The sequence below is a fragment of the Pseudomonas sp. FW305-3-2-15-E-TSA4 genome (assembly GCF_058787295.1).
Genome location: NZ_JBYSZP010000008.1, coordinates 107,004 through 120,044, shown reverse-complemented (window position 1 = coordinate 120,044; position 13,041 = coordinate 107,004). Strand labels below are relative to the sequence as shown.

17 protein-coding genes are annotated in these 13,041 nt (G+C 59.6%); 11 read left to right on the top strand and 6 right to left on the bottom strand.

Annotated features, from left to right (window positions below):
• Positions 1 to 8: 8 nt before the first annotated feature.
• From AC3WMV_RS13155 to AC3WMV_RS13145, 3 genes are all read left to right on the top strand, one after another.
• Positions 9 to 614: an arylesterase gene (locus AC3WMV_RS13155; RefSeq protein ID WP_007964780.1), complete on the top strand. Its 606-nt coding sequence runs from the start codon at positions 9 to 11 to the stop codon at positions 612 to 614.
• Between the two features lie 57 nt (positions 615 to 671).
• Positions 672 to 965, top strand: coding sequence for a hypothetical protein (locus tag AC3WMV_RS13150; protein WP_003226812.1), 294 nt, complete (start codon positions 672 to 674; stop codon positions 963 to 965).
• Positions 966 to 1,101: 136 nt separating this feature from the next.
• Positions 1,102 to 2,073 (top strand): L,D-transpeptidase family protein, encoded by a 972-nt coding sequence (locus tag AC3WMV_RS13145; RefSeq protein ID WP_027613458.1) that lies wholly within the window; start codon positions 1,102 to 1,104, stop codon positions 2,071 to 2,073.
• A gap of 122 nt (positions 2,074 to 2,195) precedes the next feature.
• Here the strand turns inward: AC3WMV_RS13145 and oprI are convergent, their stop codons facing one another.
• Positions 2,196 to 2,447 (bottom strand): outer membrane lipoprotei OprI, encoded by a 252-nt coding sequence (gene oprI, locus AC3WMV_RS13140; RefSeq protein WP_025113130.1) that lies wholly within the window; start codon positions 2,445 to 2,447, stop codon positions 2,196 to 2,198.
• Positions 2,448 to 3,082: 635 nt separating this feature from the next.
• Between oprI and AC3WMV_RS13135 the strand changes: the two genes are divergently transcribed.
• Positions 3,083 to 3,364 carry a GNAT family N-acetyltransferase gene (locus AC3WMV_RS13135; RefSeq protein WP_003226804.1) on the top strand — a complete coding sequence of 94 codons (282 nt, stop codon included), beginning with the start codon at positions 3,083 to 3,085 and terminating at the stop codon, positions 3,362 to 3,364.
• A gap of 60 nt (positions 3,365 to 3,424) precedes the next feature.
• On the opposite strand, the gene AC3WMV_RS13130 is transcribed toward AC3WMV_RS13135, so the two are convergent.
• Complete coding sequence (locus AC3WMV_RS13130; protein ID WP_027613457.1) at positions 3,425 to 4,501, bottom strand: 3-deoxy-7-phosphoheptulonate synthase; 1,077 nt, start codon at positions 4,499 to 4,501, stop codon at positions 3,425 to 3,427.
• Positions 4,502 to 4,630: 129 nt separating this feature from the next.
• Positions 4,631 to 5,074 carry a PilZ domain-containing protein gene (locus AC3WMV_RS13125; protein WP_003226800.1) on the bottom strand — a complete coding sequence of 148 codons (444 nt, stop codon included), beginning with the start codon at positions 5,072 to 5,074 and terminating at the stop codon, positions 4,631 to 4,633.
• Between AC3WMV_RS13125 and AC3WMV_RS13120 the strand changes: the two genes are divergently transcribed.
• The 5 genes from AC3WMV_RS13120 (at position 5,073) to cysB (ending at position 9,040) form a co-directional block, all read left to right on the top strand.
• The gene (locus AC3WMV_RS13120) at positions 5,073 to 5,459 is read left to right on the top strand and encodes a thioredoxin family protein (protein WP_027613456.1); all 387 of its coding nucleotides are present in this window, start codon (positions 5,073 to 5,075) and stop codon (positions 5,457 to 5,459) included. The genes AC3WMV_RS13125 and AC3WMV_RS13120 overlap by 2 nt on opposite strands.
• Complete coding sequence (locus AC3WMV_RS13115) at positions 5,460 to 6,416, top strand: putative 2-dehydropantoate 2-reductase (RefSeq protein ID WP_103368331.1); 957 nt, start codon at positions 5,460 to 5,462, stop codon at positions 6,414 to 6,416.
• A gap of 28 nt (positions 6,417 to 6,444) precedes the next feature.
• Positions 6,445 to 7,350, top strand: a complete 906-nt coding sequence (locus AC3WMV_RS13110; protein ID WP_027613454.1) for a 5'-nucleotidase — start codon at positions 6,445 to 6,447, stop codon at positions 7,348 to 7,350.
• A 98-nt stretch (positions 7,351 to 7,448) separates the two neighbouring features.
• Complete coding sequence (locus AC3WMV_RS13105; RefSeq protein WP_027613453.1) at positions 7,449 to 7,952, top strand: universal stress protein; 504 nt, start codon at positions 7,449 to 7,451, stop codon at positions 7,950 to 7,952.
• 113 nt (positions 7,953 to 8,065) lie between these two features.
• The gene (cysB, locus tag AC3WMV_RS13100; protein ID WP_007908591.1) at positions 8,066 to 9,040 is read left to right on the top strand and encodes an HTH-type transcriptional regulator CysB; all 975 of its coding nucleotides are present in this window, start codon (positions 8,066 to 8,068) and stop codon (positions 9,038 to 9,040) included.
• Between the two features lie 9 nt (positions 9,041 to 9,049).
• Here cysB and AC3WMV_RS13095 read toward each other — a convergent pair whose 3' ends face one another.
• On the bottom strand, positions 9,050 to 9,532 hold the full coding sequence (locus tag AC3WMV_RS13095) for a GreA/GreB family elongation factor (protein WP_003226791.1): 483 nt from the start codon (positions 9,530 to 9,532) through the stop codon (positions 9,050 to 9,052).
• Between the two features lie 2 nt (positions 9,533 to 9,534).
• Positions 9,535 to 9,945 carry a hypothetical protein gene (locus AC3WMV_RS13090; RefSeq protein ID WP_103368330.1) on the bottom strand — a complete coding sequence of 137 codons (411 nt, stop codon included), beginning with the start codon at positions 9,943 to 9,945 and terminating at the stop codon, positions 9,535 to 9,537.
• Between the two features lie 124 nt (positions 9,946 to 10,069).
• Between AC3WMV_RS13090 and earP the strand changes: the two genes are divergently transcribed.
• Positions 10,070 to 11,212 carry an elongation factor P maturation arginine rhamnosyltransferase EarP gene (gene earP, locus AC3WMV_RS13085; protein ID WP_103368329.1) on the top strand — a complete coding sequence of 381 codons (1,143 nt, stop codon included), beginning with the start codon at positions 10,070 to 10,072 and terminating at the stop codon, positions 11,210 to 11,212.
• Positions 11,213 to 11,260: 48 nt separating this feature from the next.
• Positions 11,261 to 11,830 (top strand): elongation factor P, encoded by a 570-nt coding sequence (locus AC3WMV_RS13080; protein WP_003226785.1) that lies wholly within the window; start codon positions 11,261 to 11,263, stop codon positions 11,828 to 11,830.
• 184 nt (positions 11,831 to 12,014) lie between these two features.
• Here AC3WMV_RS13080 and AC3WMV_RS13075 read toward each other — a convergent pair whose 3' ends face one another.
• A complete protein-coding gene (locus tag AC3WMV_RS13075; RefSeq protein WP_095137300.1) occupies positions 12,015 to 13,025 on the bottom strand; it encodes an alpha/beta hydrolase in 1,011 nt (336 codons plus the stop codon).
• Between the last annotated feature and the right edge of the window lie 16 nt (positions 13,026 to 13,041).

Here is a 13,041-nt window from a genome sequence, read left to right as displayed (position 1 = left end):
AGAATCCGATGCGTGTTTGGTTTTTGAGTGCTGGCCTGGCCTTGATGTGCATGGCCCAGAACGCAGCGGCGGGTACTGTCCTGATCGTTGGCGATAGTATCAGCGCCGGTTTCGGACTGGATACCCGCCTGGGGTGGGTATCGCTGCTCGAGCAACGGCTCAAGCAGGAGGGTTTTGACGACAAAGTGGTCAATGCCTCGATCAGCGGCGACACCAGTGCCGGAGGCCAGGCGCGCCTGCCGGCGCTGCTTGCAGAGCACAAGCCGGAACTGGTGATCCTCGAGCTTGGGGGCAATGATGGCCTGCGCGGAATGCCGCCAACGCAATTGCAACAAAACCTTGCGGCGATGATCGACAGCTCGCGCCAGAGTGGCGCCAAGGTGTTGCTGCTGGGCATGCAATTGCCGCCCAACTACGGCAAGCGTTACACCGATGCCTTTGCCGAGGTCTACGGCAAACTTGCGGACGATAAAAAAATCCCGCTGGTGCCGTTTTTCCTCGACGGCGTGGGTGGGCATCCCGAGCTGATGCAGGCCGATGGTCTGCACCCGGCCGCCGGGGCTCAGGGCAAGTTGCTGGAAAATGTCTGGCCGACGCTAAAACCGCTGTTATGAGGCTTTTCTAGTGGCAGGCTTTCGGCTAATGTGGCGCCCCCTTATTTGGAGCCCCCGATGCCGCGTCCTGCCTGGTCCCTGTTTGCCTACCAACTGATCGAGCCTGACGAACAGCTGGATCTGTTCGCCTGCCAGGAAGTGCGGGTGCATCTGGTGACCCGTCAGCTCGAACTCGGTGGCTCGGCAGACCGCACGTTGTGTGGCAGTCTGCTTCCAGCCCAACCGCGTTGGTCGAGTGTGGATCGTCGGGTGTTTCAGGATCAGCGTCTGTGTTCGTTGTGCCGGGCGATTCTCGAGTCGCAGAAGCGCGGCACCTCGCCGATCTGGCCTGAGTTGCGTTTCGAACTCTAGGATCAACAGATCGCAGCCTGCGACAGCTCCTACATGAAGACTTCTGGCTGGCCATCGGCGCATCTCCCCGAATTCCCGAGGTGCGGTGTACAATCGCGCTCTTATACCCTTGTTGATCATGCGAAGGATTTTCCGGATGTTGCCGCGCTTTCCTGCCGTCACCCGCTGCCTGTCACTTGCCGCCCTGTGTGTGGCCGGTCCCGTTGCTGCATTGGAGTTTCCCCTGCCACCACCCGGTGAGGACATCATCGGCCAGGTGCAGGTGATCAAGGCCAAATACGAAGACACCTTCGCTGACCTGGGCACCAAGTACGACCTGGGTTATTCGGAAATGGTCGCGGCCAACCCGGGCGTCGATGCCTGGCTGCCGGGCGCCGGTACCGAAATCGTCCTGCCGACCCGGTTCATTCTGCCGCCGGGTCCACGCGAAGGCATCGTGATCAACCTCGCCGAGTACCGCCTCTACTACTACCCGAAAGGCCGGAACGTGGTGTACACCTTCCCGCTGGGGATTGGGCGTGAAGGTTGGGGCTCGCCAATCGCACACACCTCGATCACTGCCAAGACGCCGAACCCGACCTGGACCCCTCCGGCGTCGATCAAGGCCGAGCACGCCGCCGACGGTGATCCGCTGCCGAACGTGGTACCGGCCGGCCCGGACAACCCGCTGGGGCCGTTCAAGTTCACCCTGGGCACTCCGGGCTACCTGATCCACGGTTCGAACAAGAAGTTCGGCATCGGCATGCGCACCAGCCACGGCTGCTTCCGCATGTTCAACAACAACGTGCTGGAAATGGCGGCCATGGTGCCGGTCGGCACTTCGGTGCGCATTCTCAACGATGCGTACAAGTTCGGCAGCAGTGGCGGCAAGGTCTATCTGGAAGCGCACACACCCATCGATGACAAGGGCAACCCGTCGGTGGTCGACAAGCACACTGCAGTGATCAATGCGATGCTCAAGCGCGAAGATGTCACCAACAACCTGCGCGTGAACTGGGATGTCGTGCGTGATGTGGTAGCGGCCGAAGATGGCCTGCCAACTGAAATCGGCACACCGAATACCTCGGCGCCGATGGTCTCGAACACCCCGATCGACCTGCAGCAGTAAGTCGATCAAAACCCGCAGGCGCGTGCAGCGTCGGCGGGTTTTTTATTGCCCGGGGGAAAGTACCGGCAATAAAAAAGCCGACCCAAAAAATGGGTCGGCTTGATAACAATCCCGAGGGATTATTACTTGCGGCTAGCTTTGTCCAGCATACGCAGAGCACGCTCGTTAGCTTCGTCAGCAGTCTGTTGTGCTTTTTGAGCAGCAGCCAGAGCTTCATCAGCTTTACGGTATGCTTCGTCTGCACGAGCTTGAGCGCGAGCAGCTGCGTCTTCAGTAGCGGTCAGACGTGCTTCGGTTTCTTTCGATGCGCTGCTGCAACCGGTAGCCAGAACTGCGGCCAGAGCCAGAGCAGAGAATTTCAGAACGTTGTTCATCGTGTTCCCCTTCAAGGACTTTCAATTAAGTGGCTTTCTCCTCCGATTGAGGAAATAGCCGGCGTACATACTACCCATTACTTGTAGTAAGTAAACTGACGGAGCGCAAGAAGCAAAAAAAATTGTAGGCGTTGATTCTTTTTCGAGCAACTTTTAACCGGGCTGTATAAAAAATATCCAGCTGCAGGCCCCGGCCTGAGCGTGTTAATGAGAAAAAGTTCCCGTTGTCCGGTGCTGTTTCTGCGTCTTGCACCAAGTCTGCCTAGATGAATTCGTCTACACTTTTGTTCCGATTTTGCATGACACCTCACATATCTTTGTCGCTCTTGAGGTGACTTTAAAGAAGAGGCTGCGTCTTAAGTCTCGACATCCGGCAATGTTCAGGCGAGTGCCTGGGGAAGATCGTCCCCGCGCCTGCCACTACGCCCATCGGAGTCACCCGTTCAACGAGCATGATGACGAGCGCACCTTGAGCATTTTCGCCAATGGTGCCTACTATTTATGACGTGCTCGATTGCGCGAGACCGGTGTGGTTTTTCTCGGTGTCCATCAGGCACGGGGTGGCGTAGATGTTCCTTCGCCGGAAAAACATCGGTAAGGTAGGGGTCAGAATTCGAGACCCGCGAGGAGTAGTGATGAGCGAGGCGTTGTCCATCCACCATGACCAGGCTGGTCATCAGTTCGAGACCAATGTGGACGGTCATCGTGCCTACCTGACCTATATGGATCTGGGGAAACAGACCCTGGATATCTATCGCACCTTCGTGCCCAACGCCTTGCGCGGCCGTGGCATTGCCGCCGCGCTGACCGAAAGCGCGCTGCAGTACGCCGAAGAAATGGGCTACACGGTGATCCCGTCGTGCTCCTACGTCGAGCGCTACATGGAACGTCATCAGCGCCGCGCCGCCAAGATCTGAATCGCACACACGAAAACGCCGGGCAATGCCCGGCGTTTTTTTATGCCCGTGAAACGCTGATCAGCTGCGCTGACGTTTCGGCAGAACATCCTTGAGCTTGGCGTGCATGCCGCGCAGGGTGTTCTCGGTGGCGGACCAGTCGATGCAGGCATCGGTGATCGACACGCCGTATTGCAGGTCGGCGAGGTCTTTCGGGATGGCCTGGCAGCCCCAGTTCAGATGACTCTCGACCATCAGGCCGATGATCGACTGGTTGCCTTCGAGGATCTGGTTGGCGACGTTCTCCATCACCAGTGGTTGCAGGGCCGGGTCCTTGTTGGAGTTGGCGTGGCTGCAATCAACCATGATGTTCGGTTTGATCTTCGCCTTGTTCAGCGCCTGTTCGCACAGGGCGACGCTGACCGAATCGTAGTTCGGCTTGCCGTTGCCGCCCCGCAGCACCACGTGACCGTAGGCGTTGCCCTTGGTGGTGACGATCGACACGCCACCTTCCTGGTTGATCCCCAGGAAACGGTGCGGGCTGGACACCGACTGCAGGGCGTTGATCGCCACGGTCAGGCCGCCGTCAGTGCCGTTCTTGAAGCCGACAGCCGAGGACAGGCCGGAAGCCATTTCACGGTGGGTCTGGGATTCGGTAGTGCGTGCGCCGATGGCCGACCAGCTGATCAGGTCCTGCAGATACTGCGGGGAGATCGGGTCGAGGGCTTCGGTGGCGGTCGGCAGGCCTTTCTCGGCCAGGTCCAGCAGCAACTGGCGACCGATGTGCAGACCGTCTTGAATCTTGAACGAGTCATCCAGGTACGGATCGTTGATCAGGCCTTTCCAGCCAACGGTGGTTCGTGGCTTCTCGAAATACACGCGCATGACCAGATACAGGGTGTCGGAGACTTCCTCCGCCAGCACCTTGAGGCGATCGGCGTATTCGTGGGCAGCCTTGATATCGTGGATCGAGCACGGGCCGATCACTACGAACAGACGGTGGTCGGTGCCATCAAGAATGTTGCGAATGACTTCGCGGCCCTTGGTGACGGTGCGCAGCGCAGCATCGCTTAGAGGGATATCACGCTTGAGCTGATCGGGAGTGATCAGGGTCTCGTTAGAGGCGACGTTTAGGTCGTTGATCGGTAAATCAGCCATCGTTTACTCGTCAGGTCACGGGTGCCGGCCGCCAGCGATCCCCGCGCGGCGGAGCACAGCAGATTTAAGCGCGTCGGGGAGCCGAACCTTAGCGCGTCAGACGCGGCTCGACAATGGGCAAACGCCGCTTTAATCCAGCACTGGCTGGGCAAAAGCCTTGCGCACGCTGTCGTGGGAGAACTCGTCGGCGTGTTGTTCGACCCATTGCAGGGCCAGCGCCTGAATATCCTGCAGATCGTCGTGGGCCTCGTTCATGCGGCAATAACGTTCGATCTGGCACACCTGTTCGCCCATCCGGGCACTGAACAGCGTCTGCTCATCGGTGAACGCGATCCCCACCAGATAGCCCTTTTTGCGCCGCAGACACCACGCGACATAGCCCGGATAACAGATCTCGGCGTTGAGTGTCGGCATGCGCACCTGCAGCGCCGTGCCGTGGCGCCAGGCGCGGTGATAATTGCAAGCGATCCCGCCGAGGCTGATAGTGTGCAGCTGTTGCCTGGAAATACACTCGGGCTTGAGCAAGGTTAATTCAACCGGCACTTCGTCCGGATGAGGAATGAAACGTCCCATGAGCACAGACTCCCTGTGTCGGCCATTTGACATTGTTTCCCCCAGTATAGTGGTCGAATCCGAGCTGACCGATTTCGACGCCGACCAGCGGCTGCTGGCGATGAGCGGCGTTTCGCTGGTGATTTTCACCAGCGTCGGCTGTTCCAGCTGCCGCTATGCCAGAGAGGTGTTGCCCGGGTTCGAGCTGGCGGTGGATCGCCTGTGCTGGATCGATGCCGGCAACAACGGCGGGTTGGTGGAGCGCTATCAGGTCTTTCATTTGCCGGCGCTGTTTGTGGTACGCGACGGCGAGTTCTTTGGGGCATTGCACACGCGTCTGACCGCCGTTGCGCTGAACGCGGCAGTGGCGCAGGCGCTGGGTCGAATTGCAGAGGAGTTGCCATAGATGGTGGGAGCAGCCAGCAAACCGGTGATCGGGATTATCGGCACCGGGGCCATTGGCGGGTTTTACGGTCTGATGCTGGCGCGGGCCGGTTTCGATGTGCACTTTTTACTGCGCAGTGAATTCTCGGCGGTGGCCGAACGTGGTTTGCAGGTGGACAGTGCCGTGCATGGCACCCTGACGCTGAACCTGGTGCAGGCGTATGCGAAGGCTGAGGATATGCCGGATTGCGACTGGTTGCTGGTCGGCGCCAAGACCACCAGCAGCGCGGGTCTGGCCCCGGCGATCATTGCTGCGGCCAGGCCCGGCGCGAAAGTGCTGGTGCTGCAGAACGGTCTGGACGTCGAAGACAGCTTGCGCGAGTTGCTGCCCGATTCCCTGCATCTGCTCGGTGGTCTGTGCCTGATCTGCGTGCATCGCGAAGGGCCGGGACACATCACCCATCAGGCCTTGGGTGCGGTGAATGTCGGCTATCACAGTGGCCCGGCGGCGGATGAAGCGGCGCGCATGGCGCTGGTCGAGGAGGGTGCCGGTCTGTTCCGCGCCGCTGGCATCGATTCGCAGGCGATGCCCAATCTGCAACAGGCGCGCTGGCAGAAACTGGTGTGGAATATTCCCTACAACGGTCTCTCGGTGTTGCTCGGCGCCGGCACCACGCCGCTGATGGCCGACGCGGATAGTCGCGCGCTGATCCAGGCGTTGATGGCCGAAGTGGTGCAGGGCGCCAGGGCCTGCGGTCACGACGTTCCGCCCGGTTACGCCGAGTACCTGTTCATGATGACCGAGAAAATGCCCGACTATTGGCCGAGCATGTACCACGATTTCCTGCATAAACGGCCGCTTGAACTGGAGGCGATTTATGCCCGGCCACTGGCCGCAGCCAAAGCGGCAGGCTGTGAGTTGCCACGGATCGAAGCGCTGTATCGCACATTGAGTTTTATCGACCGACGCAACACTTGAGTCGGTTTTCGGGGGAGTGGGGGAAGGCATGGCCAAGAACATCGATGACAAACTGGTGCTGGCGATTTCGTCTCGCGCCTTGTTCGACCTGAGCGAGAGTCACAAGGTCTACCTGGCGAGCGGCGTCGAAGCCTATCGGCAATATCAGATTGAACACGAAGACGAAATTCTCGCGCCCGGCGATGCGTTCCCGCTGGTGGAAAAACTCCTGAGCCTCAACAGTCGCCTCGATCGCGCCCGGGTCGAGGTGATTCTGGTTTCGCGCAACAGTGCCGACACCGGCCTGCGCGCGTTCAACTCGATCGATCATTATGGGCTGGACATCTCGCGGGCGGCCTTCGTCGGCGGGCGCAGTCCGTATCCCTATCTCAAAGCGTTTGGCTGTGACTTGTTTCTGTCCACCCACGCCGAGGATGTGCGCGCCGCGCTGGACGCCGGGTTTGCCGCGGCGACGATTCTTTCCGGCGGCGCCAGTCGCGCGGCCAGTGATGAGTTGCGCATCGCCTTCGACGGCGACGCGGTGTTGTTCTCCGACGAATCCGAGCGCGTTTATCAGGCCGGCGGGCTGCTGGCGTTTCAGGCCAAAGAACGCGAGTCGGCGCGCGAGCCATTGCGCGGTGGGCCTTTCAAGGGCTTTCTGGCGGCACTTAATGCGCTGCAACGCGAGTTCCCCGAAGACGACTGCCCGATCCGCACGGCGCTGGTCACCGCGCGTTCGGCACCGGCCCATGAGCGGGTGATCCGCACCTTGCGCGAGTGGGACATCCGCCTCGACGAGTCGCTGTTTCTCGGCGGGCTGACCAAATCGGCGTTTCTCGAAGCCTTCGCTGCCGATGTGTTCTTCGACGATCAGACCGGCCACTGCGAGGCGGCCCGCGAAGTGGTCGCCACCGGACACGTACCGCATGGCATCAGTAACGAACCGTCGATCTAAAGCCCCAGTGCTTCAAGACGTTGCGTCGCACGTCGTACTCGCCAAGGCACTGCTAAGCTGAATCAAATCTCCGCCATGTTGGCACGCGAGGAGGTCATATGATTCGTTCGATGCTGTATGCCACTGACCTCGGTCTGTACGCACCTTTAGTGATGCAGCATGCCCTGGCGCTGGCGCGGACATTCAATGCCGACTTGTATGTGGTGCATGCAGTGGAACCCATGGGGCTGTTTGCCGAGTCGGTGTTGCAGAGTTATCTCGACGAACAGGCATTGAACGAATTTCACAGTCAGGGTCTGAAAACTGTCATCGCCAATATCGAGCAACGGGTGCTGGACAGTTTTCGCGAAGAGCTGGGCGACGAGGGCGAGCAGGATCTGCAGCGGATTTGCGCGGTTCGGGTAGTGCAGGGCGATCCGGCGCAGGTGATTCTCGACCAGGTGCAGAAACTCTCTGTGGATTTGCTGATCGTAGGCACTCACAGCCACGGCGTAGGGGCGGAAACGCCTTTGGGGCGCACGGCGACTCGGGTCCTGCAATTGGCCAAGGTGCCGGTTTATCTGGTGCCATTGGTGGAGCGCCGGCGCCGGGGGGATCGCTGAAGCGGGAATAATGGCCTTTTGATAAAAAAGTTCTAGATTTATTCATAAAACCATTAATATAGTTATATACCGTCGCTGATGCCCGTGGCGTCTACCTGCTTTGAGGGATACATATGAAGCTTCAACAATTGCGCTACATCTGGGAAGTGGCGCACCACGACCTCAACGTTTCCGCTACCGCCCAAAGCCTTTACACCTCGCAACCGGGTATCAGTAAACAGATCCGCCTGCTGGAAGACGAACTTGGCGTTGAAGTGTTTGCCCGCAGTGGCAAGCACCTGACCCGCGTCACCCCGGCCGGCGAGCGCATCATCACCACCGCAGGCGAAATCCTGCGCAAGGTCGAAAGCATCAAGCAGATTGCCCAGGAATTCTCCAACGAGAAAAAAGGCACCCTGTCGATCGCTACCACCCACACCCAGGCGCGTTATGCATTGCCGCCGGTGATCAGCAATTTCATCAAACAATACCCGGACGTGGCGCTGCACATGCACCAGGGTTCGCCAATGCAGATCGCCGAGATGGCCGCTGACGGCACCGTCGATTTCGCCATCGCCACCGAAGCGCTGGAGCTGTTCGGTGATCTGGTGATGATGCCGTGCTATCGCTGGAACCGCTGCGTGGTCGTGCCCCAGGGCCACCCGCTGACCAAGCTGCCGAAGCTGACCCTCGAAGCGCTGGCCGAATACCCGATCGTGACTTACGTGTTCGGTTTCACCGGCCGTTCGAAACTCGACGAAGCCTTCAGTCATCGTGGCCTGACGCCGAAAGTGGTGTTCACCGCGGCTGACGCCGACGTGATCAAAACCTACGTGCGTCTGGGCCTGGGTGTGGGCATCGTTGCCAAAATGGCGGTCGACACCAAGCTCGATAACGACCTGGTGGTGCTGGATGCCAGCGAGCTGTTCGAGTCGAGCATCACCAAGATCGGTTTCCGTCGCGGTACTTTCCTGCGAGGTTTCATGTGCGACTTCATCGAGAAGTTCGCCCCGCACCTGACCCGCGAAGTGATGGCCAAAGCCATCCAGTGCCACAACAAGCAGGAACTGGAAGAGCTGTTCGACGGCGTCGAACTGCCGGTGCACTAAGACCCTGCCTCAAAGCACCTCGGTGACAGCAAACTGTTGCCGGGTGCCCGCCACCAGGATCTCCACTTCATCGCCCTCGAACTTGCCCAGCAGGCTTTTGCCCAGCGGCGAGCGCGGGGTGATGACGGTAATCGGCTGACCCACCACATCGACTTTCAGGCCCGCCGCATCCGGGGCCAGAAACAGCCATTGCTCGCGCCCCTTTTCGTCCTCCAGACCGAGCAGGGCGCCGATCTCGATGCCGCGATTTTCGTCATAGGCACGCAGTGTCAGGTTCTGGCACAGCGCCAGTGACTGGCGGATTTCCTCGACCCGTTTCGCCTGACCCGCCGCCAGATAGGAAGCCTCAAGCCCTAGCGTGTCGTATTTGTTCTCGGCGATGTTCTCTTCGTGGGTCGCGGTTTCGTAAGCGGTCTGCGCGGCGCGTTCGGCGATGTCGAGGTCGACGCGCAGTTTGTCGAGGATCAGTTGGTGGACGGTGTGTTTGTTCATGATCAATCGCAGAATTGCAAAACGTTGGCGCGGCTCTTTTCGCTCGGCGCGGTCTGGTCCTGTTGCAGCCAGAACTGGCATTTCGGATTTGACTGGTTGCGACTGCTGCCGCGAGCCTGATCCAGGCGCGCCTGCTGCTCGTTCTTGCGCAGGTTTTCTTCGTACTGTTCGAACAGCGGACTCTGTGGCGGAATGTCCGGTTGTACCTGAACGGCCGTTGGCGGCTTGGCCAGTTGCTGCACCGCCTGAGCAACCGGTGCCAGTTGCTCGGTCAACACAAAACGCGAAATCAGCCAGCAAGTCAGGGCAATGGCCAGAAAACCCAGCCACATGCCCAGGGCAATGCTGCCGGTCAGTTGCAGCGCGCTAAGCTGAACGGGCAACGGGCGACGCGGATTGGGACGATAGGGCATGGCTGCCTCCTGGCGGATGATTGCGGGCAAGTGTCGATTGTCGCACGAAGATTAATCGCCGTCGGCTCTTCTGCGCGAGGTCATTTATGCGGACAATCAGCGCTTTTGCCAACGGGAGTCTTGCATGCCGATACCGAAAACCCGCTGGGATATTTTTTGCACCGTGGTCGACAACTATGGCGACATCGGCGTGACCTGGCGTCTGGCCCGGCAACTGGTAGCCGAGCATGGGCTGGCGGTGCGCCTGTGGGTCGATGACCTGCGCGCCTTTGAACGTATCTGCCCCGAGATCGACATCCACCTGGCGCAGCAATCGCAGCAGGGCGTCGAGGTGCGGCATTGGCCGAGCGACTGGCCGCAGACAGAAGCGGCGGACGTGGTGATCGCCGCATTTGCCTGCCAACTGCCATCGGCGTACATGGACGCCATGGCCGAGCGGCAACAGCCACCGCTGTGGATGAACCTCGATTACCTCAGCGCCGAAGACTGGGTCACCGGTTGTCACGGTTTGCCGTCGGTGAAGTACAAGTCGGTGCAGAAATTCTTTTTCTTTCCCGGATTTCAACCGGGGACGGGCGGCTTGCTGCGTGAAAACGGTCTGCTTGAGCGGCGTCGGCGATTTCAGCAGGACGCGGCTGCGCAGCGACAATTCCTGCACGGCCTGGGCGTAGATCGCGCAGCTGACGCACAGCTGATCTCGTTGTTTGCCTACGAAAATGCCGGGCTGGCCAGTTGGCTGGATGCGTTGGCGGCCGATAGCACGCCGACCCATCTGCTGGTGCCGGAAGGGCGGATTCTCGGTGACGTTGCGCGCTGGCTCGGGGTCGACGCGTTGGCTGTCGGCGATCTGGACGTGCGTCAGGCGCTGACGGTGCAGGTGCTGCCGTTCGTCCGTCAGGATCAATACGATCAGTTGCTGTGGTGCTGCGACTTCAACGCGGTGCGCGGTGAAGACTCGTTCGTCCGTGCACAGTGGGCCGGGCGACCGATGCTCTGGCACATCTATCAGCAGGACGAAGACATTCACCTCGACAAGCTCGATGCCTTTCTCGCGCTCTACACCAAAGGGCTTTCCCCGGCCGCTGCCGAGGCGATGAGCGGTCTGTGGCGGGCCTGGAGTGCCGGGAAACCGATCGGCGAGCACTGGCTCCAGGTCCGTAAACACTGGCCAGAACTGCAGGAAAACGCCGAGCAATGGTGTCTGGAACAAGGCTTGCAGGCGGATCTTGCCACGGCGCTGGTACAGTTTTACCTAAATTGGATATGATACGCGGCCTAGATTTTTGTAAATCCCATCCAAATTCGGATATTCGCAATGAAAACTGGTAAAGAACTCAAACCCGGTACCGTGATCCGTATCGACAACGATCCTTGGCTGGTTCAGAAAGCTGAATTCACCAAGTCGGGCCGTAACAGCGCGATCATGAAGACCAAGCTGAAGAACCTGCTGACCGGTTACAAGACCGAAACCGTTTACGGTGCGGACGACAAGCTGGACGACGTGATCCTCGACCGCAAAGAAGCGACCCTGTCCTTCATCAGCGGCGACACCTACACGTTCATGGACACCACTGACTACACCATGTACGAACTGAACGCCGAAGACATCGAAAGCGTTCTGCCTTTCGTTGAAGAAGGCATGACCGACGTTTGCGAAGCCGTGTTCTTCGAAGAGCGTCTGGTTTCCGTAGAACTGCCGACCACCATCGTGCGTCAGGTTGACTACACCGAAGGTTCCGCTCGCGGTGACACTTCCGGCAAGGTGATGAAGCCTGCCAAACTGAAGAACGGTACCGAGCTGTCGGTTGCTGACTTCATCGAAATCGGCGACATGATCGAGATCGATACCCGCGAAGGCGGTTCCTACAAAGGCCGTGCCAAATAAGCACTGCTTTTTACGGAAAGAAAAAGCCCGACCATTGAGTCGGGCTTTTTTGTGCCTGCGTTTTGCGCTTCACGCCTGTCCCCTGTGGGAGCGAGCCTGCTCGCGAATGCGTTCTGTCAGTCAGCACACAACCGGATGACACACCGCTTTCGCGAGCAGGCTCGCTCCCACAATGGGATGGTGGTTACTTCAAGTGTTGCTTGAGTTCCTCAGACGCCTGCAACATCGCCGAACGCACCGCCGGCACCTGGCTGACCACGTTGAGCAAGCCGTAATCGTGAATCATGCCGTTGTACCGTACCGACGTTACCGCTACACCCGCCTCGTCGAGTTTGCGTGCGTACGCTTCACCTTCATCACGCAATACATCGGCGCTGGCGGTCTGCACCAGTGCTGGCGGCAGGCCCTTCAATTGCGCGGTGGTTGCTCGCAACGGCGAGGCATAGATCTCGTTACGCTGTTTGGCATCGGTGGTGTAGTTGTCCCAGAACCACTTCATCATGTTGCGTGTGAGGAAGTGCCCTTCGGCGTACTGGTTATACGAGCCCGTGTCGAAACTGGCGTCCGTCACAGGCCACAGCAGTACCTGGAATCTGATCGCCGGGGTGCCTTGGTCTTTGGCCATCAGCGCCACCACGGCCGCCATGTTACCGCCGACACTGTTGCCCGCCACGGCCAGACGCTGGCCGTCGACATTGATCTCTTTACCGTGCTCGGCGACCCACTTTGTCGCGGCGTAGGCCTGGTTGATCGCCACCGGGTAATGCGCTTCCGGAGACGGCGTGTAATTGACGAAGACTGCCGCCGCGCCCGAACCGACCACCAGATCGCGCACCAGCCGTTCGTGGGTCGGGAAATCGCCCAGTACCCAGCCGCCACCATGGAAGAACATGAACACCGGCAGCTCGCCCTTGACCCCGGCCGGCCGGACGATGGTCAGCTGCAACGGTTGGCCATTGACCTGAATGGTCTTCTCGCTGACGTCTGCTTTGGGCAGCGTCAGCTTGACCCCCGACTGCGCGCCGACCAGCACGGCGCGGGCGTCTTTGGGTGTCAGCTGTTCTATCGGCTTGCCGGTGCCGGCATTCAACACATCGAGAAAGGCCTGAGTGTTGTGTTCGACATCACCGGCGAACGCACTGTGGATGGACAGGGCGAGAAGGGTACCGGTCAAGACTTTGCTGAAAGTGTTCATGTTCATTTCCTGTTCG